Consider the following 26,339-nt stretch of genomic DNA (forward strand, 5'->3'; position numbering starts at 1 on the left):
GATGTTCATCCTGCGCTTCCTCTGGGCGGTCATCACCTCGCGGTTTCTGTGGACGCTGATTGGCATTGCGCTGCTTTCGCTTTTGATCTGGGTGTTCGGCCCCATCGTGCAGGTCGGCCGCTACGTGCCATTCGAATCCGACAATGTGCGCATCGCCATCATCGCGGGGCTGATCATCCTGTGGCTGATCTGGCTGATCATCGCGCAACGGCGCGCGATCCGCGCCAACCGCATGTTCGTCGCCGAGATCGCGGCACCCGTGGCCGAAAAGCGGCTCACCCCCGGCGAGGAGAGTGTCGCGGCCGTCGGCGCCAAGTTCGGCGAGGTGATGGCCGAACTCAAGCGGCGCAAGCTCGGCGGACGGAAATTCCTGCGCGAAATGCCATGGTATGTGATCGTCGGTCCTCCGGCCACCGGCAAGACCACGGCATTGCGCCAATCGGGCCTCAATTTTCCAATCGATCTCACCGACGATCTGCAAGGCGTCGGCGGCACACGCAATTGCGACTGGTTCTTCTCCGAAAAGGCGGTGCTGATCGACACCGCGGGCCGCTATGTCCAACAGGAGAGCCAGCCGGACGTCGACGCCGCGGAATGGCTGGGCTTCTTGGACCTTTTGAAGAAGCACCGGGGTCGCCGCGCGCTCAACGGCGTCATTGTAGCGCTATCGATCGATGCGCTCTCGGAGGGCGACGAGGCGATCAAGGCGCACGGCCGCAAGATCCGCCGCCGGCTGGCGGAGCTGAACGATCGGCTGGAAATCCGTCTTCCTGTCTACCTGATGCTGACGAAGGCCGACCTGATCAAAGGGTTCGAAGCCTTCTTCGGCGGCTTGTCGACAAGCGCGCGCGAGCAGGTGTGGGGAACCACTTTTCCGCTGGATGCCCGCGTCAACGCCGACATCATCCAGGCGGAGCTAGCCAGGCTTGCCACCGAGCTGGAGCGGAGGTTGGTGCCGCGCCTGGAAGACGAAGACAAGCTCGGCTCGCGCGCCGAGATATTCCGGTTTCCGGCGCAGCTGGCGAGCCTTTGCCAGCCGATCCAAGTGCTGATCGAGGCGATGTTCGGCGAAAGCCGCTACGAGGAAGCCGCCTGGCTGCGTGGCCTTTATCTGACATCGGCGACACAGGAAGGCGCGCCCATCGACCGCCTGACCGCGGCGTTGTCGTCCTCCTTCGGACTGCCGCCGCGCCGCGCCATGCCGACGGCGCGCGTCGAGAAACGCAGCTTCTTCCTCAGGAACCTTCTCATCGAAGTGATCTTCAAGGAGGCTGGCCTTGGTACATTCGATCCGCTGGCGCAGCGTCGCCGCGCCTGGATCTGGCGTGGCGCTGCCGCCGCCTGTGCGCTCGCGGCTCTGCTGGCCGGCGGACTGTTCACCTGGTCTTACCTCGACAACCGCAATGCGATCACCGAACAGGCCGGCCAGTTCGAAGCCCTGCAGGGGCCGCTCACCGATGTCGCCGCCATGCCGGCCGCGGTCGAGCAGCCGACCATGGATGGCGCGCTGGCGGCGATCGACGCAGTGACGACGGCTCGAACGCCGCCACCGGACGCCGTCCATAACCTGCTCGGCCCGACCGCTTCGGCGGAGCTGGTGCGCGCACAGACCGATACTTACGACCATGCGCTGCGCAATGTGCTCGAGCCGCATATGGTCGCCCTGCTCGAGGCCACGATGTGGCGGCAAATCCGCGATCCGGATTTCATGCTCGGCGCGCTGAAGACCTACCGGATGATGACCGGCCTTTCGCAGATGGACGCCGATTTCGCCCAGAACTGGTGGGTGAACAGCCTGCCGCAATTCGCGGCGGCTCCGCCCTTCCCCACTGCCGACGCCGAAGAGCATCAGCTCGCCGCTATCCGCCGCATGGCCGTCGACGACAGCTACATCGCCCCGGACAAGCAACTGGTCGCGGAGGCACTGAAGACTGTATGCACGATCTCGCTGCCGGAGCGCGCCTACAAGCAGCTGCTGGCGGACCCGGAAGTGGCAGCCCTCAAGGAATGGGTGCCGGCCAATTTCGCTGGGCCAAACGGCGCCAAGGTGTTCGCGCGCCGCTCCGACAAGACGTTGCGCGTCGGTGTTCCTGGCCCTTATACCTATGCGGGCTTCCACGACGCGATCCTCGACCGGGTCGAGGATGTAGCGGGACAGGCGGCCCTCGATCGCGCGGTGTTTGCCGGCGGCTGCTCGGAGAATTCGGAGACCTCGGTTTCGGCGCTCTCCGAGGACATATTGAAGCTCTACTATGACGACTATATCGCCCAATGGGACTCTTTCCTGCGCGATATGCGGCTTGCGCCGCTTACCGATCTCAACATCGCCAGTGAGAACCTCAAGGATCTTTCAAGCGCCGATTCCGCGCTGAAGCGATTGTTGACGGCAGTGGTGCAGGAGACCGACCTCACCCGCTCCGACGACACGTCGGCTGACAAAAATGGCGCTGCCGTCACGACCGGCTCGAAGCTGCTCAGCAAACTCGGCAAGCTGGGCAAGGTGGTGACCACGGGCGCGAAGCTCCTGCCGCGCGCCGGCTCCGCCAGCCAGGTGGACATGACCGGCAGCCTCGTTGCCGAGCATTTCAAGCCGCTCAAGGGCACCATCGCCCAGGTCGACGGCCAGCCCCCAGCGCTGGACGCCGCCATTGTGGCGCTGACGGCGCTCTCGAATGTGCTGCAGACGGTGACCGCCAATCCCAACCCGCAGGATGCGATTAAGAAGCAGGGCGGCCTTGCCGAACTGACCGGCGCGGTCGCCAGGCAGGCGCAGATCCTGCCTTCGCCGATCAATGACTGGCTGGGCGGCATTGCCGGCGACACCAGCGGCCTCTCGCAGAAGGCCGTGACCAACGAGCTCAACGCCATCTGGCGGGCCGACATACTCCCCTTCTGCCAGGCGGCGCTCAACAACCGTTATCCATTCAGCCCGGACAGTGCGGTCGACGTCAATGTGCGCGACTTTCAACGTCTGTTCGGACCGACCGGCATGATCGATGCCTTCACCAACGACCATCTGATCAACTATGTCGACACCGCCAGCGAGCCGTGGAAATGGCGGGCCGATTTCGGCCTCGATCCCGCGGCGCTCGCCGCGTTCGAGCAGGCGAGGCATATTCGCGACGACCTGTTTCCCGGCGGCACCGGCCCGGTGATGAACTTTACGCTTGAGCCCAAGGACCTCTCACCCAACGTTGCACGGGTCACGCTCAACCTCGATGGCCAGAACCTCGTCTACTACAACAATGCGACAAGGCCGCAGCCGATGACGTGGCCCGGAAAGGATGGCACCGGGGTGATCTCGCTCGCCTTCCAACCGATCGATGGTTCGCCCGAAGTGATGCTCAACGAGACCGGCAGCTGGGCGTGGCTCAGAATGCTGCGCGGCGGCCGCTTCGCCGCGACCAAGCTCACCGACGTCTACAGCCTGCGGCTCGGCACGAAGGGAATGTGGGCCGATTTCGAACTCAAGGCCGCCAGCGTCGAGAATCCATACACGCTCGAAATGTTCAAGAAGTTCACATGTCCGCCGCAGATCTGATCGTGCCCGGCTTCTACGGCAAGATGCCCGCCACCGGCGATTTCGTGACCCGGCGGCTGCCTGGAGACTTCGTGCGCACATGGGACCGCTGGCTGGCCCAGCACATCGTGCCGCTGTTCGAGCTCGAAGCCTGGCCCCAGGGCATGGCGCTGCGCTTTCTGGCTGGCCCCACCACCTTCGGCGCCTCGGCCGGCATCGTGCTGCGGAGCGCCGACAGGGTCGGCAGGCAGTTTCCGCTGAGCGTTGTCGCGCGGCTGTCAGAGGCACCACCGCTCAAGCTTGCATATGCCGACGCCTGGTTCGATCGCGTCGAAACTGTCGCCTTCGCCGCGCAACGGGGCGAACTGACGCTGGACGAACTGGATGCCGCCTTGTCCGCCCTGCCGGTGCCGGGTGTCGAACCCGATGACGATATCGTTGACGACTTGGTCTTTTGGACAGCGCGTTCGGATATTTTCGATGTCGATCCGCGGGCGCCTCGACCGACCTTGGAGCAGATCTTCGCCGCGAACTGGGAGACCAGTTGATGCAGATCTGGAACCAGATGGGCTATCCGCATCAGTTCACCATGGGCATGGACAAGGCCGGCCATGAGTGGATTGTCATTGTGGTGAAAGGCACGTTCGATTTTCCGGCGAAGCCTGGCGGCCTGGTGCAGAAATCGGCGCAGCAGGTCCCGCTCGTCATGGCCGATACGCAGACCGGCGCGCCCGGCTATTCGGCGACGCTCTGGGAGACTGATTTCGCCTTCCGCAAACCGCGCTGCGACGTGATCGCCAACGGTTGCGCCTATGCGCCGGGAGGACGTCCGGCGGAGCGCGTGCCGGTCGGCATCAAGGTAGGCAACTGGTCGAAGCTGTTCGAGGTTGTCGGCCATCGCGAGTGGCGTTCGATTGGGCCGGTCTTCACCGCAACCGCGCCGCAGCCCTTCCTGAAACTGCCGATCTCCTACGACGTCGCGTGGGGTGGCGTCGACCGGCTGGACCCGGAAGACAAGCTTCCCGCCAGCTACAAGTACAATCCCGTCGGCACGGGCTGGTCGCGCTCGAAGAACCAGCGTTTCGTTCCGGGCCTGCGGTTGCCGAACACCCAGGCCGTTGGCGAAGAGATCCGCTCGCCGTTCGGCGAGTACAAGCCGATGAGCTTCGGGCCAATGGGCCGAGGCTGGCCGGGCCGCATCGAATATGGCGGCACCTACGATCAGAACTGGATCGACAACGTTTTTCCCTTCCTGCCCCAGGATTTCGACGAACGCTATTTCCAGATGGCGCCGCCCGACCAGCAGATCGACCATCCAAGAGGCGGGGAGGAGGTGGTGCTCGTGAATTTGACTCCAGAGGGACGTGTTGGCTTCCGGCTACCCTCGACGGCAGTGCCGATCACCTTGTTCAAGGGCAACGAGAAGTCGTTTGAGGCGAGCATTCACCCGGACACTATCCTGCTCGATCCCGAGAACCGTCGATTCTCGCTCGTGTGGCGTGTTTCGCAGCGCATCCAGAAGACTATCCTCGATTTCTCGGAATGTTGGGTCGGTCCGCCGACGGAGTCGATGCTGCGTGCCCGTGCAACCGGCAGGGACTATGTCCGAAGCGAGGGAGCCGCGTCCGAGGAGGTGGAAGACGCATGAGTACGAGGCTCGACATAGCCTCTGTCGGCATGGTGACCGCCGTCGGCCTCGATGCACCCTCGGCCTGCGCTGCAATGCGTGCGCGCCTCGACGGCTTCCAAGAGACGAGATTCGTCGGTTCGGGAACCGATCTGCTGATCGGCGCGCCCGTGCCGCTGCCACGGGACTGGATCGGCGAAAAACGTATGGCGCACCTAGCCGCAGCCGCGATCTGCGAGGCGTTCGAGACTATCCCTCATGCGCGTGGCCAGACCGCGCTCATCCTTTGCCTCGCCGAGGAAGATCGCCCGGGCCGTCCGGCCGGCGATAGCGTGCGCCTGCTCCGCAATGTTTCGGAGATTACCGAAATCGAACCCAACATGCGCTCACGTATCGTCGCGCATGGCCGGACTTCCGGACACATAGCACTTGATCAGGCGCGCAGGATGATCGCTTCGGGTGAGGTTCCCTATGTGATGATCGCGGGCGTAGACAGCTATCTGACGGCGCCTGCCATCGCTTATTATCTCGGCGAAAATCGCCTGCTTGCCGCTGACAATCCGAATGGCTTCATTCCAGGCGAGGCTGCCGCCGCCGTTCTATGCACGGGCTCGCGTGGCGACGGCCTCCGCCTCTTCGGACTGGGTTTGGCGCGTGAATCCGCAACGATCTACAATGCCGAGGATCTGCCGCTGCGTGCCGACGGCATGACGTCCGCTTACAGCGCTGCATTCAAGGAAACCGGCATCGAGATGAACCGGCTTGGCTACCGCATCGCCGATCTCATCGGCGAACAATATTGGTTCAAACAGAGCGCCCTGGCGAGCCTGAGGTTGCTACGCGGCCGTCACGATTTTCAGGACATCTGGTCGCCCGGCGAATCCCTCGGCAATGTCGGCGCGGCCGTGGTCCCGCTGATGATCGGCATGGCCTGGATGGCGGCCCGCAAGGGATACGCCGCCGGCAATCCAGTGCTGATCGAAGCGTCGAACGATGCGGGTGCCTGCGGGGCGGCAATCCTCGCCGCGAGGGCAGCCTGATGACTGTCTACGCGAACGGTCTCGAAGTTGCCTGCAAGGCACAGGCCAACAAGGTGATCGCCGCCTTTCCGGACGTCTGCTTCACACCGCCCGAGAACCCCGCGACGCCGCCGGGCGTCCCCATTCCCTATCCCTCGTTCGGACTTGATTCCGATACCGACAACGGCACCGGCACCGTCAAGATCGGTGGCGAGACCATTACCCAGAAGAATAAGTCGTACTACACCAAGACCAGCGGCACAGAGGCCGGATGCGCCGCCAAGAAAGGCGTGATCACTTCGGTCAATACCGGCAAGGAATATGCTGTCGCCTGGTCGAGCGACGTGAAAGCCGATGGCGAACCCGTCAGCCGCATGACTGACCTGTCGACCAACAATCATGCTTCTCCGACCGGCAACGCGCCGCCTTGGCCAAAGATCGGAAAATTGAAGGTCGGCAAGCAGTCCTGCGCGTCAATTCTGGCAAAGCTCGGCATGAAGGTGCACCGCTACGGCGACGCCAGCAAGGAATGCTCGTCCAATCAGCAATCGGACCACATCCTGCAGAATGCCTGTTTCCAGAATTCGCGCGGCGGCCAGGCCATCGGCACGACGCCGAGCTATACGATGAACGATGCGCCCTGCGTCTGCCTCCAAGACGCCACCGATCCCAACACCGAGCATGGCCGCAAAACAGCCGCACAAGGCGAATGGGCAAAGGCACAGCGCGCGAAAGGCACGAACCCAAGCTACGAGGAAGTTCGGGAAGCCAATATGGAGGCCATGAAAAAGGCCAAGAACATCCCGGATGGACCACGAGGCAAGGAGCACCCCGCCATCGAATGCCTGAGGATGATTTGCGACATTCACTTCAAGGAGATGATGAGCGGACCGGAGAAAAAGAAAGACAGCACCGAGGCGCGTGCACCAGCAACCGGCAAGTTCAAACCAACCCCATCGAGCACGGTTCGCAGACGCTAGGAGAGATAACATGGCTGATTATAGCGTAACGGTAAATGGCACGGTTGCAGCGGATGACGGGACCATTTTCTCCGCCGTCGCGTATTACGACGGAGAGAGTTTTTACTCATTCGTCATTTCGGAATCCGACGTGGCCAACGACGACAATCAGACTGAACGAATTTACGAAAAACCATGTTGGTTCACCGACATATGGCGCTCCGGTTCCGGTCGTCTCTATGTGTGCGACGACAACGGCATGGTGCATTCGGGCTCGGGGAGCGAATGGACGTCAAGCCAAGTTTCGCCTCGCCACTTGAATACCGTCTGGGGCTTTGACGACAACACCGTCTACGCCGGAGGATCGGAGGAGGTTGTCTATCGCTGGGATGGCGCACGCTGGGCCGCCGTTAGCCCAGCGCTCGGCAACACCATTCTTTGCATTGCAGGGTCGTCGCCGAGTGACCTTTATGTATCCGGCGAAGGAGCGCTTTTCTGGCACTATGACGGCAGACAGTGGACTCAAATCCAGTTGCCGACCAACGCGATCCTGGTTGGACTGCTGGGATTGTCGTCGACGGATGTCCTGGTCTCAGGCAGCGCAGGGACCCTGTTTCGCGGGGCGGGCCTTGCCTGGACCGACGTCTCGCAACACGGTCGGGATTTCTACAAAATGGCATTCTACCGGAAGACAATCCACATTGCCGGCGGCGGACAGGGGGTGTTCACGTTCGACGGGGCAACGGTTTCCAACCTGAAGGACGGTTTTCCCGTCTACCGTCTTTCGTCGAACGGCTCGTATCTAACGGTGGCCGGCGGGAACTCAGCCATAAGATATGACGGCTCGGAATGGGTCGGGCCTGACTACACCTGACGGCCTGAGACGGCCGGCGTGTCTGGGTTGGGCTTCGCAGCCAGATAAGCCCGCACCCTTCTGAGGTCGAGATCGGCAATGCGCAACGCCTCTTTGATCGACAGCATGCGCACGACGAATAACTCCCCGGCTTCGGGATATTCGGCGTAGCGCTCGCTCGCGATCTCGATGCCGACCTCGCCAGCCACTCGCAATCCGTCAAGATGTGCTTCCAAACGCTCGACGAGTCGGGCAAGCCGCTCCTCATCCATGTCCGGATTCTTGCCGGGGTTGAGCAGGTTGTAGTCGTAAACAGTCCAGAGGAACGCAGCCATCTCAGCGTGTTGGCGGACAATCTCGTGAAGAACGGGCGCTGGCATCAGTTCAGATTGACCGAGCCACCGCGGAGGCGGTTGGTGGCACTTGCGTGGCTGGTCACATAGGTGCCGCGGATGGTGATGTGCCCATCCTTTTCCATGATGATCGTAGCTTTGCCGCACCGCAGTTCGAGACGTTCATTCGCAGTGATCCTCATTTTCTCACCGTCTCTGATGACGTGGGGAACATTTGGCCGGTGCGCGGGATCGATGATGCGCCCGACAATCAACGGTCGACCGGGATCTCCGTCCTGGAACAACAGCGCCACCTCCGCGCCGATCATGTCCGACGTGAGCTCAGTGAGGCTGCGCGCGGCCGCTGCTGTTTCTCGAGGGTTTCCCGGGAAGACGACAAGGGGCGCGTCCTCGCCGAAGCCCAGGAATATGCCAATCACCACGCCTTCAATTCGCTCTACGATCTTTGTCATCGAGGCCCCTCAGTTCTGCTTTATCTCCGAGCCTTTCATGGTGATGTCGCTCGATGCCTTCACATTGATCTTACCCGACCCATTGACGGTAATATCCTTGCCGGAAATGTTGATCGTGCCGTCCTTCTTCATAGCGATCGCAGCCGAGCCGCATGTAATTGTGATGGCATCGCCAGCTTCAATGATCAGGGTCTTGCCGACCTTTATGGCTCCGTCCTGGCCGACCTCTACCAGACTGCCTTTGGCTATTTTCAACGCCCGCGAACCGCCGACATCGGTCGCATCGTCCTCGGCGATCTTGGCGTCCCGTCCCTTGCCGATCTGGGAGGCATGCGCTCCACCTATGTTGAAGCTCTGGTTTGCGCCAACATCGACCGATTGGTTTGCCCCCACCGTCCAGCTGTCCGATGTGCCAATGCTGTGGCTCTGTCCCGCACCAACGGTCACGCTCCGCGAGGCCCCGATCGTGTTCGTCTGCACCGCTCCGACACTTCGCGTCTCGGAAGCCCCCACCGTGTCGACGCGCGCGGCACCCACCGTGATGGTCTGGACGATCGCCACGGTCTGGGAATGGTTGGCGTCGATATTTTCCGTCGAGTTCGCACCGATATGGATCGTCTCGTTGGCGCCGACGGTCAGCGAGCGGTTCGCGCCCACCGTTTCGGTGTCATTGCTGCCGATATGGGTGGTCTGGTCGACGCCGACCTTGACGGTCTTGTTGTTGCCGACGTCCTCGTCGAGGTTATGGCCGACAGAGTGCTTGGCGTCGTGGTCGATGCGATCGGACTGGTCGTGCTGCACAGTCTTGTTACGGTCGTGCTTGATCAGCAGATGGTGATCCTTCTGAGCCTGGAAATTGACCAGTTCGGAACCAGCCTTGTCCTCGAACATCAGCTCGTTGTAGCCGCCGCCGCCTTTCGAGGAATTGGACTTCCAGCCAGATTGCGTCGCGTTGCCCGGCAGCGCGTAAGGCGGCATCTCGGAAGCATTGTAGACGCGGCCGGTGACGATCGGCAGGTCCGGATCGCCCTCGATGAAATCGACGATGACCTCCTGGCCGATGCGCGGGATCTGGATGAAGCCCCACCCGCTGCCAGCCCAGGTCTGCGACACGCGCACGAAGCAGGACGAGTTCTGGTCCTTCTTGCCGAGGCGGTCCCAATGGAATTGTACCTTCACCCGCGCATATTTGTCGGTGAATATCTCCTCGCCCGAAGGGCCCACCACCGTTGCCGTCTGCGGGCCGCGCATGATCGGTCGCGGTGTGATGCGCGCTGGCCGGTAGGGCAGAGAGGTCGGCGCAACGCCGAGCACCACCTTGAAGTTCTCGCTATGGGCCTCATTCTGTGTCCGGTAACCCGGATCGAACAGCCGGTATTCGGCGCTGACCACCAGATATTCCTGGTTCTGGTCGTCGCGCGGAAAACTTTCCAGCGTGAATTTGCAGCCGGAAAAAAGGCCGCGCACAGTGCCAACCGCTGTGTTGTGCTGGTGAACGGCCTGCAGTTCCTCACGCCGGATGCCGGCGATCGTGTCGCCGCGCCCGACATCCAGATGCGCTCCGGGCTGCCGATAGTTCTCGCCCAAAGCCTCCTTGTGGCTGAAGGGTTGGGAGGACTTCGCCATCAGGTCGGCGCCAGGCTTCTCGAAGTCATAATCCGTATGAGCGTAGGCGCCCGGACGCACCGCACTGCCTGGAATCCATTCGGTGATGTATTCGACATCGCGTCGCGAGCCATGGCCCTCGAAATTATAAAGCACCTTCTCGTAGCCTGGCGCTGGCTTCAGCTTGTTCATCGCATCGCACAGCACGAGCGTGTGCTTGCCCTCATCATGCTCGAAGAAATAGAAAATGCCTTCGTGCTCGAACAATCGCTGCACGAAATCGAGGTCGCTCTCGTCATATTGGACGCAGTATTCGCGCGACGGATAGGAACCCTGCAGTCGCTTCTCGAACTTTGCGATGCCGTATTTCGCAAAGATCTTTTCGACGATCTCGACAGCGGTCATGTTCTGGAAAATGCGGCAGTCGGTGGTGTTGCCGAGGAACCAGAGCCATGGCCTGACGCTGGCCTCGTAATAGGCCAACCGATCCTCTATGCGCGTTAGCTTGAAATCCGACACCAGCCCGCTGAACCAGCGCTTCGGATCGGATTCACCTTCGACGGAAACGACGCCGCCCAGCATCTTCAGCGGATCGACGTCACGGCTCTTGCTGACGAACCCGACGGTATAGGCGAAACATCGGCTGATCTCATCACGACCGACGAGATGTGTAAAGGTCAGCACATCGGCGCCGACGGGCGTCTGTACAACCGTGGCACGTTCGTTCGGCATGGGTCGTGCCCCTCCTCGACGCGGCCAGTGTGATGGATTGAAGCCCCGCCCTCACGTTCGGAAGGTTTTCGAATTCACCGCATCGGATCGCTGCAAGCGTAGCATATGTTTGATGAAGGCCAAATAAGAGCAAGGGCTAAACCATGGCGTGCGTTCATGTGAAACGCACCTGTCCCACTGCGCTGGCAAGCTGCTAGAATGTCCAGGATTCAGGATTGCCAGTGGCTTCGAATGTTCATTTCGCTCCAGATCAGCAATGTTGACAGGCTGCCGCCAGGCATCGCGAAGAGCTACGGCGCCCGCGACCGCGGCTTCGAAATCGGGCGCGAAAATTGCGACTGGACGCTGTCCGACCCCGACAAGTTCATCTCGGGCCGGCATTGCGAAGTCCGCTACCAGGCGGGCTCGTTCTGGCTTTTTGACGTCTCGCGCAACGGCACTTTCGTCAACGGCTCCAGCCAGCGCATGAATGCGCCGCACCGGCTAACCCAAGGCGACCGGCTGCTGATCGGCCGTTATGTCATCGTCGTTTCCATTGACGAAGAGAGCGTTACCACCGGTCGTCCGCAAGCCAGGACCGGTTCGACGCAACACGAGTTGCCACCGTCGACGGGAAGGCCGCTTGAACCCGGCAGTCTGCAATTCCCCAATCCGGCGCGGCAGCGCCCCGTCGAGGCAGCGCCGCTGTCGACGTCTTCGGCACTGCAGCCCAGCCCGGCTGTCCCGGCCATGCAGCCAGTGGAAGCGGACGGGATACTTCGCGATATCGCCAAGGCAGCCGGCTTATCGCCGGAGTTGTTGCAGTCGCGTGACCCGCATGACGTTGCCGCCGAAATCGGCGCGGTCTTGAGAACGACAGTCGAGCAACTGTCCTTGCTGCTCAAGGCGCGCGCGGCGGCCAAGGTGCTCGCCAAAAGCGCGCACCGCACGATGATCGGCGCCGAGGACAACAACCCGCTGAAATTCGTGCCGGGCACCGACGACATACTGGAGATCATGTTTGCCAAGCGCCGGGCCGGCTATCTCGATGCCAGGCATAGCATCGAGGACGCTTTCCGCGACCTCAAGACCCACGAAATCGCGACCTACGCCGCCATGCAGGCCGCGCTCTCGCGATTGCTCGACGACCTGTCGCCGGAGGCGACCGCCAAAAGAATCCCGCCGGCATCCTTTTCATCCAGGAAAAGCCAAGCCTGGGATGCGCTCGTCGCAACGTGGCGGACGATGGAGGACAAGCACGAAAACGGCATGCTGGATGTCTTCCTTGCCTATTTCGCCGACGCCTATGCCAAGGCCGGCAAGCAGAAATAGTCGTGCTCGGCAAACGACGCGAACACGGCTCTTGCAGGCTGTGCGACCGGCCTCGTGGGAAATCCGCCTCTTTGGTCATCCTGCTTTCCGATTTCAATCGGCTTGCCGTGCGACTAGGATAGCACGTGGGAGCTTGCCTGGCTGGCAAAGCGGCGTGGCTTGGAGCGTGTGCAGGAATGTCATGTTTCGGCAAGATCAGTCTTTCCGTGCGGCTCGTTGTTGATACTCAGCCCGGTGCCCATCTTTCATCGGGCCTGAAAGAAGCTCGTTGGACCTCGACGATGGTGCGCCGATGAGCTCGAAGGACGACCCCTCCGAGCCGCCGGGCAAAACCGTCATCCGCGCGCCGCGGCCAAGGCAAAAGCCGCTGGTGTCTCCCGATGGTTCCGGTCCGCAAAGCGTGCGACCTCTTCCACCGCCCGCCAGGGAATCGACCGTATTCGACCCCGGCGTCGGCCGGCAGGTGCCGCCCGGCTGGTCGTCCCGAACCGTGGTCGTCCAGGAGGCCAAGCACGGAATGGTGCCCGCAGCACCGGCAGTGCAGCAGGACGCCTTGCTCGACGCCACTGCTGGCGTGGAGTATGCCGCCGCAAATCCTCTCCTTGCCGCTGCGGGCCCTTTGCTCCTGCTTTTCGGTCAGTTGCGGCTGATCCCGGTCGAACGGCAAGCGGCAGCCTTGGCGGAGCATATCGCGGACGTGATCGAGACCTTCGACCGGAGCATGGCCAAAGCCGGCATCGAGGAAGAAGATGCGCGGATCGCGAAATTTGCGCTTTGCGAAACCGCCGACGATCTCGTCGGCAACCTCCCTTGGCCGAACAAGGAAAGCTGGATCCAGCACAGTCTGCTGGTGCAGTTCTTCCACACGCAACCGACAGGAGCCGGCTTCTACGAAGCGCTGAACAATATCCTTGCCAAGCCTGAGGCGCATTACGACCTGCTCGAATTGATGCATGCCTGCCTGTCGCTGGGATTCCAAGGCCAGTATCGGGGATTGCCTGGCGGACAGAACATGCTCGAGCGCGTCCGGCGCGACGTCTACGACACGCTGCGCTATTTCAGGCAGCGCCCCGCCGAAGACATTTCTCCGCGCTGGCAAGGCATGGCGGCGGCGATTGCCAAGCCAGGAAGGCGGCTGCCGCTCTGGGCGATCGCTGCTGCCGCGGCCACCCTGGTGACGGCGGCCTTTTTCGGGCTACGGATATTGATCACCGATGAAGGCGATGCAACCGCCGGCGAGTTGCTGGCGCTCAATCCTTCCACCCCAGTTACCATTGAACGCGCCAGTGTGGCGGCACCCGCTGAACCGGTGCAAGCCAACCCGCCGCCACCAGTTCCTCCAAACACCACGCAGATCGACCGCATCCGCACGGCACTCGCCAACGAGATCGCCGCTGGCGGACTGAGCGTCGGCACGAAGGGCGACTTTATCGTTGTCGAGATCAGCAACCAGCTTTTGTTCGCATCCGGCCAGGCTGAGTTGAAGGCCCAGTTCCAGCCCATCGCGGCGGATATCGCCACGGCGCTCGACGCCGAACCCGGACCTATCAGGATTGTCGGCCACACCGACAATGTAAAGCCGAAGAAGTCGAGCACGTTCAAATCGAATTTCGATCTCTCCGTCGCGCGCGCGAAAGCGGTGCAGGCCATGATGGCCAAGCAGTTGAAGGATCCATCGCGTCTGAGCGTCGACGGCAGGGGCGAAGACGAGCCCATTGCCGACAATGCGACGGCGGATGGCCGCGCCAGGAACCGCCGCGTCGACGTGATGATCCCAAAGGACGAGACGTTGTGAGCGGACGCGGCGAGGAGCGGGTGATCCGCTGGGCGCTGCGGATATTCAGCATGCTTGCCTTGGCCGGCTTCTCGGCCGCCGTCTGGTATGCCGGACCGCTGATCCGCTTCGCCGATACCCGCCCGTTTGGACCCATGTGGCTCAGGGCGGTCATCATCGGCGTGACCATTGCGGTGCTGGCGCTGTTCTATGGCATTCGCTTCTGGCAAAGGCGCAAGGCGCAAAAGGCGCTCGAAACGGCCATTGTGCGCGGCGACGAGCGGAACGACGATTCACAGGTGCTCGAAGCGCGCATGAGCGAAGCCATCGCGACGCTGAAGCGGACGAGTGGCAGGCGCAACTTCCTCTATGATATTCCCTGGTACATCATCATCGGCCCGCCAGGCGCCGGCAAGACGACGGCCCTGGTCAATTCCGGGCTGAAATTTCCGCTTGCGGGCTCCGGCAATGCCCAGCCGGTGGCTGGCGTCGGCGGCACACGGTCATGCGATTGGTGGTTTACCGATGAGGCGGTGCTGATCGACACGGCCGGCCGCTACACGACGCAGGAATCGGACCGCGAGCGCGACAAGGCAAGCTGGCTTGCTTTCCTCGGATTGCTCAAGAAGAACCGCGCCAGGCAACCGATCAACGGGGTGATCCTCGCCATCAGCCTCGCTGATCTCATTGGCCTCGACGACCAGCAAATCGACGCGCATGTCGCCGAGATAAGAAACCGCCTGCGCGAATTGCACGAGATGCTGAAGATCCAGTTTCCCGTCTATCTGCTTTTCACCAAGGCCGATCTCGTCTCCGGCTTCATGGATTATTTCGGTGAATTCGACGAGGCGCGCAGGCGCAAGGTGTGGGGCGCGACGTTTCAGACCGCCGATCGCACAAGGAACATGGCCGGCGAGGCACCGGCCGAATTCGACGGGCTGGCGAAGCGCTTGGCAGAAGAAGTTGTCGATCGCCTGCAGGAAGAGGCCGACCCTGTGGCGCGCATCGCCATCTTCGGCTTCCCGGCGCAGTTTGGCGTACTCAGGAACCGGATAACGCATTTCATCGGCAGTTTGTTCGATGCCTCTCGATTGCGGGTGAATGTCAGCCTGCGGGGTTTCTATTTCTCCTCCGGTACTCAGGAAGGAACACCGTTCGACCAGGTGCTGGGCACAATCGGCCGCAGCTTTGGCAGCGCCTCGCAGGCGCATCTTTCCGGCACCGGCAAGAGCTTCTTCCTGCACGATCTCCTGACCAATGTGATCTTCGCGGAATCGGGCTGGGTATCCTTCGACCGGACGGCCGAACGGCGCGCCAGGCTTGCCAGATTTGGCGGTCTCGCCGCGATTACGCTGGCGGCCCTGGCGGCGCTCGGCGTGCTCGGCCTCAGCTTCTTTGCCAACAAATCTCTGATCGCCTCCACCAGGCAGGCCATGGCGCACTATCGCGACAGCGCGGATTCGCTGCTCAAGAGCACGACGGTGACCGATGTCGACCTGGAAAACGTCATCGGCCCGCTCGACCAGCTGCGCAACCTGCCGGCCGGGTTCGAGAACGGCGATCAGGGAAGGCCTATCGAGGAGACGTTCGGGCTTAGCCAGCGCGAGAGGCTGCTGTCGGCCTCCAGGGCTGCCTATCGGCAAGCGCTCGAGCGGACATTCCGCTCCCGGCTCCTAGTGCAGGCCGAGCGGACCATCCAAGCCAGGATGACCGATCCAATCGCGCTCTACGAGCCGTTGAAGATTTACCTGATGCTGGGCGGCAAGGCTCCGAAGGTCGATGAAGAGCTGATCGTTTCCTGGATGAGGCAGGATTGGGAAGAGAACCGCTATCCCGGCGAGAACAACCGCGAGGGCCGCTTACAGCTTGAAAAGCATCTGCGCGCAATGCTCGCGCTTGACGACGCCTATGACCCCGTCTTCGAACTCAACCAGCCGCTGATCGAAGCCGCGCAACGCTCGCTTGGGCGCATGAGCCTTGCCGACCGCGCTTCGGCGCTGATCAAGTCGGCGGTCTACGCCGCAAGGCTGGAGAACTTTTCCGTCGAAGCGAAAGCCGGCCCTGAGGCGCGGCTCCTATTCGAACGCATGGATGGCGGCGATCTCGCTGAACTCAACGTTCCCGGGCTTTACACGCGCGCCGGCTTCAACCGCTTCTTCCTGCCACAGCTCTCGCGCATCGCGCAGATGCTCGTCAACGACCAGTGGGTGCTAGGCGGCGGCGGCGAGCAGGGCGGCATCGACCAGGACCTGCCCAAGCTCGGTCCCGAACTGATCGACCGCTACGGCAAGGAATTCTCCTCCGCATGGAACGGCGTACTCGACCAGCTGAAGTTCAAGGCGTTGCTCAAGGACAGGCCTCAATATCTGGCGCTTTCCGCCCTCGCCGCGCCGGACTCGCCTCTCGATCAGCTCTTCACGGCGGTCGCCAATGAGACCGCATTGACGAAGGACAGCACCATGGCCGAAGGCGAGAGCAGCGCGGCGCGGGAGGACCCCGCCAGCATGGCCAAGGGTCTGGCACGCATCGGCCTGCAGATCGCCGGCGGCAAGTCACAGAGCCGTGCCGGCTCTGGCTCGGCTGTTGCGCAGAATGCCGGCGCGAGCGTCGAGGCACAGTTTCGATCCTTCCAGTCCCTGGTCAGCGGCGCCAGCGGACGGCGGCCGCTCGACGCGTTGACGCGGAATTTCCGCGACATCTTTCAAAGTCTGAAGCTTTCGGCCGATGTCCCTTCACAGACCGAACGCTTCAACGCCAACCTGCAGCTGCAGATCTCCACGCTGCGCGCCAATGTCTCGCGCCTTCCGAAGCCGCTTGCGCACATGATCAATGCGGCAGCGGACGAGTTTGAGGGCAATGTCGCCGAAGCCTCGGTGGCCAACCTCAACAAGACCCTCGACCAGACGGTCACGCAAGCCTGCGAGCAGGTGGTCAACGGTCGCTATCCCTTCGCCAGCGACGGCCCGGAAGAGATATCGATAGCGAATTTCGCCAAGCTTTTCGCGCCGGGCGGGCTGATGGACCGCTTCTTTGCGCAGAACCTTGCGCCGCTGATCGATATGACCGGCCAGGAATGGACCTGGAGACAGGATGCCCGCGCCAGCCGCGACCTGGCGAAGTCGACCTTGAAATCATTTGAGTCGGCAGCCGAAATCCGCAGCGCCTTCTTCCCTTCCGGCGGCTCGGTGCCGTCGGTTTCGATCACCATCACGCCTTTTTCGCTGAATGGCGACGCAGACAACGCGGTTCTCGATATTGACGGCCAGACCGTCCAGAGCAGCCAGACGGGGAACGCGCCAAGAACGGTGACGTGGCCGAACAGCACGGACTCGGCTTCCGCCAGCCTCACCCTGCTGCCGGAAATGCCGGGCCGCGACTCCGCTCTTAAATTCGAGGGACCGTGGGCCTTGAAGCGTCTGCTGGATAAGGCGACCGTCACCGCCAATGGCGCCAACACCGAAGCCCGCTTCGTGATCGGCGGACGAGATGTCGCCTACACGATCCAGGCCGGACCGGGGACCAATCCCTTCCTGCTGCCAGCCCTGTCCAGCTTCAGCTGTCCGAAGGCGTTCTGACATGCCTGTGTTCCAGCGCACCGCCGGCTTCAGCCTTCATTTCGGTACTCTAATCTATGCGCTTGTGGCAAAGTAGCCTGGGCGCGCTGCCCATGCTTGGTCGCAGAGGACGCTCGCGAAGCGCTTGGTGGCAAATTGAGCACTGCCGTCCTTCCCATCGAAAGCTTCGGCGTGAGCCATAAGGGCTGCGTGCGCGACCACAACGAGGACAACTACCTGATAGAGCCGCAGACCGGTCTCTGGGTGGTGGCCGATGGCATGGGCGGGCATGAGGCCGGCGAGGTCGCATCGGCCAGCATCGTCGATCATCTGGCGACGATCGGCATCGCGAGCTCGGCACCGGACCTTCGCGCGCGCTTCGAAGACCGGCTGAGCCGCGCCAATTCCGAGATCCGCAACATCTCTCGCTCACGCGGCATCACCATCGGCTCCACCTTCGCGGCCTTGCTTGCCATGGACGGACGGTTCGCCGGCCTGTGGGCCGGCGACAGCCGCATCTATCTGGTCCGCAACGGCGTGATCCTTCAGGTCTCGAAGGATCACACCGAGGTCCAGGAACTTCTGGACCGCGGCATGATCAGCGCTGAGGAAGCACTTACCTGGCCGCGCCGCCATGTCATCACCCATGCCGTCGGCGTCAGCGATGAGCTCGAGATCGATTTCCAGCAGGGCGAGTTGATGTCGGGGGATGTTTTCGTTCTGAGCACCGACGGACTGACGGCGCATGTCAGCGACGCCGAGATCGAAGCCGCGGTGAGATCCGCAACACCGCAGGCGGCGTGCCGGCACCTGTTGGAGACTGTGCTGGCACGCGGCGGAACCGACAATGTGACCATCGTACTCGTGAAGATCGGCGGCGGGCGCAGCGATGCGCCCCATTCGGATCGGTCCGGAGCGGAGAGCCTGGCGAGATGAGCGACGACGACAAGACCCGGATATCGACAGACGTCACCTATGCTGGCGTCGGCACGCAGCTCAGCGGCATTTACGAACTCGACGAGAGGATCGCATCCGGCGGCATGGGAGAAGTCTACCGCGGCCACAACATCCAAACCGGCGACCATGTGGCGATCAAGATCGTATTGCCCGAATTCGCCCGCGACCAGACGATCCTGTCGCTGTTCCGCAAGGAAGCCTCGATCCTCAACCATCTGTCGCACGACGCGGTGGTGCGCTATCACGTCTTCACCATCGATCCGAGGATCGGCCGGCCCTATCTCGCGATGGAGTTCGTGGACGGCCAATCACTATTCGACGTGATGCGTCGCGGACCGATGCCGGGGGAAGATGTGCGGCGGCTTTGCCATCGCCTGACGTCGGGGCTCGCCGCGGTGCACCAGGCGGGCGCGGTTCACCGCGATCTTTCGCCGGACAACATCATCCTGCCTGGCGGGCGGGTGGAACGCGCCAAGATCATCGATTTCGGCATCGCTCGATCGGCGGCCGCAGGCGGTGAAACGCTGATCGGCGGGAAGTTCGCTGGCAAATACAATTACGTTTCGCCGGAACAGCTCGGCCTCTATGGCGGTGAGGTTAGCGAGCAGTCCGATATCTATAGCCTCGGACTGGTGCTCGCCGCCGCGTTGCGCGGAAAGCCGCTCGATATGAGCGGCACGCAGTACGAGGTCATCGAGAAACGCCGGACCGTGCCGGACCTGTCCGACATCGATCCCGATTTCCACGAGCTCATCGGCGCGATGCTGCAGCCGGATCCGCGCGATCGGCCGGCCAGCATGGCCGAGATCGCCAGGGCAACGCGTAGCGAGGATGTCGATGTGACATTGCCGCCGGCATCGTATGGTTCGCGTGAACGCTCGGGTTTACCGCGCGCCGGCTGGACGGCGCTGTCCGAGTCCAGGCCCCAGCCTTCGGCGTCTCCGGGCCAACAGCGCTTCGTCGAACATGTGCGGCCGGCGCATCTGTCGCAGCCAAGGCCCACGCCAGCGCCCGCGCCGGCCAGCGCGCCCATGCCGGCTGCGCCGCGAAAGTCGTCGCGGCTGCCGGCTATCGCTGGCGGCCTCCTGACGCTGGCACTCCTGTTGGGGGGCGGCCTTTACTTCAGTGGGATCCTTGCGCCCCCGCCGGCCGACGAGAGACTCAAACCGCTGACGCCGAAGCCGGTGCCTAAACCCGCTGTGGAAGCCCCCAGGCCGGTGGCCCAGACGCCGCAGCCGGAAACATCGAATCCTCAGCCGCAATCACCGGTGCAGCCTCGGCCAGAGCCGTCAAAAACTGACAGCGCTGCCCCTGTCGGGACAATGAAGCCACCTGCCTTGCCGGATGCACAGGTGAAGTCCCCAATACCGGCCGAGAACCAGGCGGACGCGGCGGGCGAGCAGAAACCGGAGCCGGCCAAGCCCGCCGAAATCCCCGCACCGACCCCCGGGCCGGAGGTGTCGCCGGCAACAGAACCACAGCAGCCCGCCGAGCAGGCGCCGGCGGCCCGGCCGCTGACCACCGACAAGCTGGAGCCTGTCGCGCCGCCCGTAGGGAAGCCGGCGCCGGCGGCCCAGCCCGAATTCACGGCCAACAACAGTCAGGCGCAAAAACCACCGGTCGAGATCAAGCCTGCCCAAACGCCGCCCGTGTCGGTGCCGAAGGTCGGGGAAAGTGCAAACCCGCCGGCAACAAAACCCAGCGCAACGGATCTCGTCGACATGCTTTCCAAATTGGCCAAGCCTAAGGCTTCCTCGCCGCCGACTTCGGAGAGCCAGTTACCGGCGCAGCCGACCAGCCCGCCGGCTAAACCGGCGGTCCCGACCCCGACCGCCAGCCGACCGACGCCACCAACCGCGCCACCAGAGCCGGCACCGACAGCGCAGCCATCCCAGCAGCCGCAGCCGCCGGTGACTACACAGCCCGGAAATACCGAAGTCGCGATCAACATGCCCAAGCCGGCGCTTCCGCCGGCGAAAGCGGCCGACGAGACGGCGCAACGCGCTTCATGGGTGCGCGACTTCAGCGGCGGCGACTGTTTCTACGCGTCGCTGACATCGGCAACAGACAGCGCCGCCGCTATCGAAGGCTTTGCAACAGCCGTGCAGCCCTTCGAGCAGATGCTCAATGATTTTAAGACGAAGTTTCATCTCGAGCCGGACATCAGCGTCCGTCTCATCGAGCAGCCCCAGTGTGAAGTGACCAACTTTCTGCGCTTCCTCGACCGGAACCAGGTGGAAAGGCCTGAGCTCGTTCTCGACCGGACGTCGGTGGCGGATGGCGCGCCGATCACCGGCGCGCTGGTAACGCATGGCGGGCTCGTTTCCAACGTCATGCTAATCGATCACAGGGGCATCGCCTTCAACCTCGATGACCGCATGGTGGCGCAAACCGACAAGGCGACCTTCAGCATCCCGATCGGCCTAGGCGCCGCCGACAAGGCGGCCGGAAAGGCCCTGCCGCAGATCATGCTGGTGATCACCGGACCGCGGGACATTCAGGCCGCGATGTTCTCAAGACCGACACCGGCCTCCGAGCTTTTGCCAAGGATCCTCGAGGAGATCGAGGCCGACGGTTCGCAGTTTTCCGCCACCGCCAAGTATTTCCGGCTCGGCGGATAGATATGAAACGCCGATGGACCGTCGCTACCTGCAGTCATTTCGCCATGCTTTGACACGCACAGGCTGGTTTCGATTCTTGCTGGGCTTCTCCGCCCGCGCGGCATTTTCCGCGCCGTTCGGCACGGCGCTGCTCTTTATCCTCTCGACCAACAGCGCGCACGCCGAATTCACCGTCTGCAACCAGACGCTCGACGTCGTCAATCTCGCCGTTGGACAGAAGGTCGACAATGCCGACCAGACCGACGGCTGGTGGACCATCGGCGCCAACCAATGCGTGAACGTCATCCGCGAGGAGCTGACCAACCGGTACATCTACCTGTACGCGACCGATGTGTTCGGCCATGCGATCCTCGGCGGATCGACTGAGATGTGCATCGATCGGCGCCGCTTCTCTATCCGTGGCATCGAAGAGTGCTGGCAGCGAGGTCATATCGCGGCGCGTTTCGTCGAGGTCGATACGCTCGAGCAGGTGCGCTGGACCTATTTCCTGACCGGAAACAGCCCGTGACGCACAGCATCGACACGAGCTTCAAACGGAAGAAGCTGGCGCGCCAGACCGAGCGCAGACGCAAATTCTGGCGCCGCTTTCTTGCCGGTATTGCCGCGCTCACCATCGTCGCGATCGCCACCGGCTTCTATCTGACCAAGGATGACTGGTCGTTCGGCGACGAGGATGAAGAACTGCATCCCGTCGAAGGTATGGAAGACGTGCCGCCCGACGCCTCGGTCTATGTGCCGGCCATCATCGACCTTGCCGGCGACCCGATGTGGATCACGTTGGCGCCCGATGCCGACACCGCCTCGAAGGGCCATACCGTTGCGCGCCCGGCCGAACTCGACACTTCCGGGGCTTCGCCGCAAATCGAGATTCTGTCCGACGTGATGCTGAGCGCTAGCGAGAAGTTCATGACGACGATCCCCTCGACGCAGGAGGATTTTGCCTTTTTCCAGGCGCAGCGGCAGGCTGCTCCGAAGCCTTCCGCCGCAGCACCGGACGGTCAGCAGCCGACTTCGCCCGCACCTGCCGTGGCGCCCAACGATCAACGAAGCGATCTGGCGAACGACCTGCAGGCGCCGCCGGAAGAGAGCGCGATCCCCGCCAGTTCGGCACCCAAAGCCGACGCAGACGATCCTGAGGCCGGCTGGGGCGAGACCATCGACCAAGGCGAGGCAGCGCTCCCCGCCTTCAAGAAAACCGCGATCGAGAACAACACCACCGTCGAGACCGTCATCAGCGAATATCAGCGCTTCGAGGCCACGGAGGATACTTTCGTGAAAATCCTCAACGACCGCAGCCTGGATAGCGTGGTGCTCGACGCGCATTTCTCCGCGGACGACGCAAGGCTTGCGGGCGAGGCGCTGAAAGCGCTGTTCAACCGCGACGGGCTTGAGCCCGGTTTTGTGGTCGCGTTGCGCGGTTTCCGGCCGAACCGCGAGACGACGACCATGTCGCTGATGCAGGTCTCCGTCTACGCCAGGAACGTCTACGTCGGTACGCTGGCGCGCAACGCCGCGGGCGCCTTCATTTCAGGCGTCGACCCCTGGGTCCGCGAGGACCTCTTCAACTATTCCGGTGCCTCGGATCAGGGCGGGCCCAAGCGGCAGTATCGCCTGCTCGACGCAATCTACTCGACCGCGGCGCGCAACAAGGTGCCGACCAGCGTGATCGGCGAAGCGATCATGTATCTGTCGAGAGGACAGGATCTGGACGCTTTCGCCAGCGAGGACCAGCGCCTGGTGCTGATCTACTCGCAGACGCCGCGCGGCCAGGGCGATATCTCCGGACGGGTGCTTTACGTCGGCGTGCTGGGTAAGGACAAGAACCTCGACTGTTTCGTCTTCCAGCAAAGCGACGGTCAGTATGCCTGCGTGACCGGCGATGATCAGGTTCGTTCGCTGACCGTCATCAACGGCATGGTCACGCCAGTGAGCGGAGTGATGACGTCGACCTTCGGCCCCCGTAAGCATCCGATCCTCGGCACGGTTAGAATCCACAATGGCGTCGACTGGACGGCTCCAATCGGCACGCCGATCCTGGCCGCCTTTGACGGCGAGATCAGTTTCCAGGGCGATGGCGGCAGCTATGGCAATCTGATCAAGATCGCCCATTCAAACGGGCGCGAGACGCGCTACGCGCATATGCAGAAATTTGCCATAACCAGCGGCGTCGGCACCAAGGTGAAGGCCGGCGACGTCATCGGCTATATTGGCACAACCGGGCTGTCGACCGGACCGCATCTGCATTTCGAGCTTTATCAGAACGGCGAAGCGATCGATCCCCTCGGGACGGTCACCACGGTTGCCAGCGCTGATTCCGGCAACTCCGGCGGGGCCGGCGGCTCTGGCGATTCTGCCGTCGAGACGCTGACCGACCGGATCGTGCATGTCGAAAGCGGCGGCAGCGCCCGTGCCAAGAACCCCAACTCGTCAGCAACCGGCGCCGGCCAGTTCATCACCAAGACCTGGATCCGGATGATGAACACCTATCGTCCCGATCTTGCCCGTTCGCTCTCGACCGCTGACCTGCTCGCGCTTCGCTATGACGTGACGTTGTCGCGAGAGATGGTGCGTAACCTCGCGCGCGAAGGCGAGGCCTATCTGCGCGCCCGCGGCCACCAGATAACGGCAGGGCGCCTTTACCTCTGCCACTTCCTTGGCATGGAGGGAGCGCACCAGGTGCTGGCCGCGTCCGGCTCGTCGCAATTGAGCGCCGTTCTGGGCTCGGCCGTGATCGAGGCCAACCCGTTCCTCATCGGCAAGACCGCCAGCTATGTCGTTGACTGGGCCGAACGGAAGATGGGACAGAAAGCGCCGCGCGTTTTGACGGATGCAAGCCAGCCGGCGACGACCACGACCGAACTCAGGCAGACATCGCCGGAGTTCGAAAAATACAAGCAGGCAATAGCGACCCTGCTCAATTCGTTCCAGGATACGCCCGGGCCAGGCTAGCGCATTTCACCGTTTCAAGGAAACGGTGAACCGCTCTATCTCTTTGTTTTGAGGCAATTCCCAAGAGAAGGCGCGATGCGCTTTTCCCGGGAAAGCCGTTTCACGATTTTCCTGGAGTTGCCCTAATGATCGTCTCGGCTCGAGGCAACGATCGCCTGACTTAGCCGATCGGTTTTGGCGCCGGCGGCTGGCGCATTGGCGAATATTTGCAGAGGCCCAGCTACGCCCCGTGAACCTAAACCGTGGTCGGGGTCACATAAGCCTGAGAGCCATTTTTGGCAGAAGCGACTTTGTCGCTGACGAATTGAGCATGCGCAGACGTCAATAGCGCGCCCCGTTGGGCGGAGGGCTGATCCATGAAACTCTTTGTCATCCTTTTGAGCGGACTTGTCTTTTCCATCCTCGCCGCCTTCGGCGTCCAGGCCGCAGCCGTCGAGGGCAAGCGTGTCGCGCTGGTCATCGGCAACAGCAAATATGTCAACGCCGTTGCCTTGCCAAACCCGGCGAACGATGCCCACCTGATTGCGTCGACCTTGCGCAACGCCGGCTTCGACGTGATCGAAGGCGTCGACCAGGACATTGCCGGCATGCATGGCCTGATCAGCAAATTCACCGAAGAATCCTACAACGCGGACCTCGCGGTCATCTTCTACGCCGGCCACGGCATGCAGGTCGACGGCAGGAACTATCTCATACCGGTCGATGCCGATCTGACCTCACCCGCCTATCTCAAGACCCGCACGGTTCAGATCGACGAGTTCATGGCGGCGCTGCCTGCTGATCCCGCCGTCGGCATCATCATTCTCGATGCCTGCCGCGACAATCCGCTGGCGCGCACGCTGGCCGCGGCGCTGCCCAAGAGCCGCTCGCTCGGCGCCGGCCTCGCGCCGGTGGAAGCAAAGGCAGACGGCGTCGGCAGCGGTGGTGTCTTGATTGCCTATGCGACGGAGCCCGGCGCTACCGCTTTCGACGGAAACGGCGTCGACAGCCCCTACTCGCTGGCGTTGGCCAAGCACCTGACCGAGCCGGGGGTCGAGATACAGAGCGCGCTGACGCGCGTGCGCGGCGACGTGACGGAAGCCACGCAAGGCCGGCAGCGCCCATGGCACAACGCATCGCTGGGGCGCGAGGTTTTCCTTGGCGGATCGGCGGCACAATCCGCGGCGGCGCCGATCGCCGAAGCCAAGACCACGGCCTCGCCCGGCCCTGCGCCGGTGGCCAGCGATCAGCCGTCCTGGGAGATCGAGCAGCGCCTTTGGGACGAGGCTTCGAAAAAGAACGCGATTCCCTATTACCAGGCGTATCTCGACCAGTTCCCGAATGGCCGCTTCGCGACGGTGGCGAGGCTCGACATCGACCAGCTGAAGGATCCAAAAGCGGGCAAGCGGATTGCGGCGCTGGGCGCGAGTGCATCGGATGCAAATCCCGGCTCGGCCGTTCGCACTTCGACGGGCGTCACCGACGAGATGAAACAGACGCAAGGCACCGACCTGACGGAAAGCGCAATCGGTCTCGATCGCAACCGCCGCATCGATCTGCAGTTGCGCATCGAAGCGCTGGGTGCGGAGCTTGGTCAGGTCGACGGCAATATCGGCCCGAGAACGCGCCAGGCGATCGGTGTCTGGCAGGCCAGGAACGGGTTGCCGCCGACCACCTTTCTGACACGCGAACAGCTGGCGTTCCTGGTTCTTCAGACCGACCCCAGGATGGATACGGTGCTCACCGAGAATGCGGCGGATCAGGCTCGGACGGGGGCGCAGCCGAAGAAACCGGCCGTGCAGAAGACCCGCACCCTGAAGCCAGTGGCGCGGCGGAAACCACGCATGCAACAGCAGATTGTCGAGCGCAGGCGTTACAGCGAGATCGTCATGCGCGACGAGCCGCCGCCGAGAGACAACAACAACTTCCTCACCAGGGCGCTGATCTTCGGCAGCGGCGTCGTGATCGGCGGCGCGATGAAATATTGATCACAGGCAGTCAAAGGGGAGCCAACATTTGGACGGGCTCGCCTTTGACGGTATCGCTTTTAACGGATCGGCCTACCGGCAATCGC

17 protein-coding genes are annotated in these 26,339 nt (G+C 62.7%); 14 read left to right on the plus strand and 3 right to left on the minus strand.

What is annotated here, in order from left to right; genetic code table 11:
- Position 1: 1 nt before the first annotated feature.
- From tssM (FJ930_RS12325) to FJ930_RS12350, 6 genes are read left to right on the plus strand one after another with little or no spacing between them, the layout of a single operon-like run.
- The gene (gene tssM / locus FJ930_RS12325) at positions 2-3,541 is read left to right on the plus strand and encodes a type VI secretion system membrane subunit TssM (protein WP_141837873.1); all 3,540 of its coding nucleotides are present in this window, start codon (positions 2-4) and stop codon (positions 3,539-3,541) included.
- Entirely contained in the window at positions 3,523-4,068 is a 546-nt protein-coding gene (tagF, locus tag FJ930_RS12330) for a type VI secretion system-associated protein TagF (RefSeq protein WP_141837875.1), read from the plus strand. The genes tssM (FJ930_RS12325) and tagF overlap by 19 nt, the downstream gene beginning before the upstream one ends.
- Positions 4,068-5,168, plus strand: a complete 1,101-nt coding sequence (locus FJ930_RS12335) for a DUF2169 domain-containing protein (RefSeq protein WP_141837877.1) — start codon at positions 4,068-4,070, stop codon at positions 5,166-5,168. The genes tagF and FJ930_RS12335 overlap by 1 nt, the downstream gene beginning before the upstream one ends.
- Complete coding sequence (locus tag FJ930_RS12340) at positions 5,165-6,187, plus strand: 3-oxoacyl-ACP synthase (RefSeq protein WP_141837879.1); 1,023 nt, start codon at positions 5,165-5,167, stop codon at positions 6,185-6,187. Before FJ930_RS12335 ends, FJ930_RS12340 begins: the two co-directional genes overlap by 4 nt.
- Positions 6,187-7,146, plus strand: coding sequence for a DUF4150 domain-containing protein (locus tag FJ930_RS30415; RefSeq protein WP_246676885.1), 960 nt, complete (start codon positions 6,187-6,189; stop codon positions 7,144-7,146). The genes FJ930_RS12340 and FJ930_RS30415 overlap by 1 nt, the downstream gene beginning before the upstream one ends.
- Before the next feature lie 10 nt (positions 7,147-7,156).
- Positions 7,157-7,999, plus strand: a complete 843-nt coding sequence (locus FJ930_RS12350) for a hypothetical protein (RefSeq protein ID WP_141837881.1) — start codon at positions 7,157-7,159, stop codon at positions 7,997-7,999.
- Here FJ930_RS12350 and FJ930_RS12355 read toward each other — a convergent pair.
- Genes FJ930_RS12355 through tssI form a run of 3 tightly spaced genes read right to left on the minus strand, consistent with a single transcriptional unit; the run spans position 7,990 to position 11,120 of the window.
- Positions 7,990-8,358 carry a hypothetical protein gene (locus FJ930_RS12355; RefSeq protein WP_140776243.1) on the minus strand — a complete coding sequence of 123 codons (369 nt, stop codon included), beginning with the start codon at positions 8,356-8,358 and terminating at the stop codon, positions 7,990-7,992. The two genes, FJ930_RS12350 and FJ930_RS12355, sit on opposite strands and share 10 nt — an antisense overlap.
- The gene (locus FJ930_RS12360; RefSeq protein ID WP_140763836.1) at positions 8,358-8,783 is read right to left on the minus strand and encodes a DUF6484 domain-containing protein; all 426 of its coding nucleotides are present in this window, start codon (positions 8,781-8,783) and stop codon (positions 8,358-8,360) included. Before FJ930_RS12360 ends, FJ930_RS12355 begins: the two co-directional genes overlap by 1 nt.
- Before the next feature lie 9 nt (positions 8,784-8,792).
- Entirely contained in the window at positions 8,793-11,120 is a 2,328-nt protein-coding gene (tssI, locus tag FJ930_RS12365; protein ID WP_141837883.1) for a type VI secretion system tip protein TssI/VgrG, read from the minus strand.
- A gap of 231 nt (positions 11,121-11,351) precedes the next feature.
- Here tssI and tagH point away from each other — a divergent pair, with 231 nt between their 5' ends.
- The 8 genes from tagH to FJ930_RS12405 all read left to right on the plus strand — a co-directional run bounded on the left by tagH (position 11,352) and on the right by FJ930_RS12405 (position 26,253).
- Positions 11,352-12,431 (plus strand): type VI secretion system-associated FHA domain protein TagH, encoded by a 1,080-nt coding sequence (gene tagH, locus FJ930_RS12370; RefSeq protein WP_141837886.1) that lies wholly within the window; start codon positions 11,352-11,354, stop codon positions 12,429-12,431.
- Between the two features lie 292 nt (positions 12,432-12,723).
- Positions 12,724-14,226, plus strand: a complete 1,503-nt coding sequence (tssL, locus tag FJ930_RS12375) for a type VI secretion system protein TssL, long form (protein WP_141838001.1) — start codon at positions 12,724-12,726, stop codon at positions 14,224-14,226.
- Between the two features lie 50 nt (positions 14,227-14,276).
- Positions 14,277-17,780: a type VI secretion system membrane subunit TssM gene (tssM, locus tag FJ930_RS12380; protein WP_246676893.1), complete on the plus strand. Its 3,504-nt coding sequence runs from the start codon at positions 14,277-14,279 to the stop codon at positions 17,778-17,780.
- Between the two features lie 135 nt (positions 17,781-17,915).
- Positions 17,916-18,695 carry a protein phosphatase 2C domain-containing protein gene (locus FJ930_RS12385; RefSeq protein WP_140744454.1) on the plus strand — a complete coding sequence of 260 codons (780 nt, stop codon included), beginning with the start codon at positions 17,916-17,918 and terminating at the stop codon, positions 18,693-18,695.
- Positions 18,692-21,337 carry a serine/threonine-protein kinase gene (locus FJ930_RS12390; protein WP_141837888.1) on the plus strand — a complete coding sequence of 882 codons (2,646 nt, stop codon included), beginning with the start codon at positions 18,692-18,694 and terminating at the stop codon, positions 21,335-21,337. Before FJ930_RS12385 ends, FJ930_RS12390 begins: the two co-directional genes overlap by 4 nt.
- A gap of 13 nt (positions 21,338-21,350) precedes the next feature.
- Positions 21,351-21,845: a DUF1036 domain-containing protein gene (locus FJ930_RS12395; RefSeq protein WP_141837890.1), complete on the plus strand. Its 495-nt coding sequence runs from the start codon at positions 21,351-21,353 to the stop codon at positions 21,843-21,845.
- The gene (locus tag FJ930_RS12400; RefSeq protein ID WP_141837891.1) at positions 21,842-24,286 is read left to right on the plus strand and encodes a M23 family metallopeptidase; all 2,445 of its coding nucleotides are present in this window, start codon (positions 21,842-21,844) and stop codon (positions 24,284-24,286) included. The genes FJ930_RS12395 and FJ930_RS12400 overlap by 4 nt, the downstream gene beginning before the upstream one ends.
- 356 nt (positions 24,287-24,642) lie before the next feature.
- Positions 24,643-26,253 carry a caspase family protein gene (locus tag FJ930_RS12405; protein ID WP_141837893.1) on the plus strand — a complete coding sequence of 537 codons (1,611 nt, stop codon included), beginning with the start codon at positions 24,643-24,645 and terminating at the stop codon, positions 26,251-26,253.
- Positions 26,254-26,339: the final 86 nt, after the last annotated feature.

The organism is Mesorhizobium sp. B2-4-15 (genome assembly GCF_006658505.1).
In the GTDB taxonomy this organism is placed as follows: Bacteria; Pseudomonadota; Alphaproteobacteria; order Rhizobiales; family Rhizobiaceae; genus Mesorhizobium.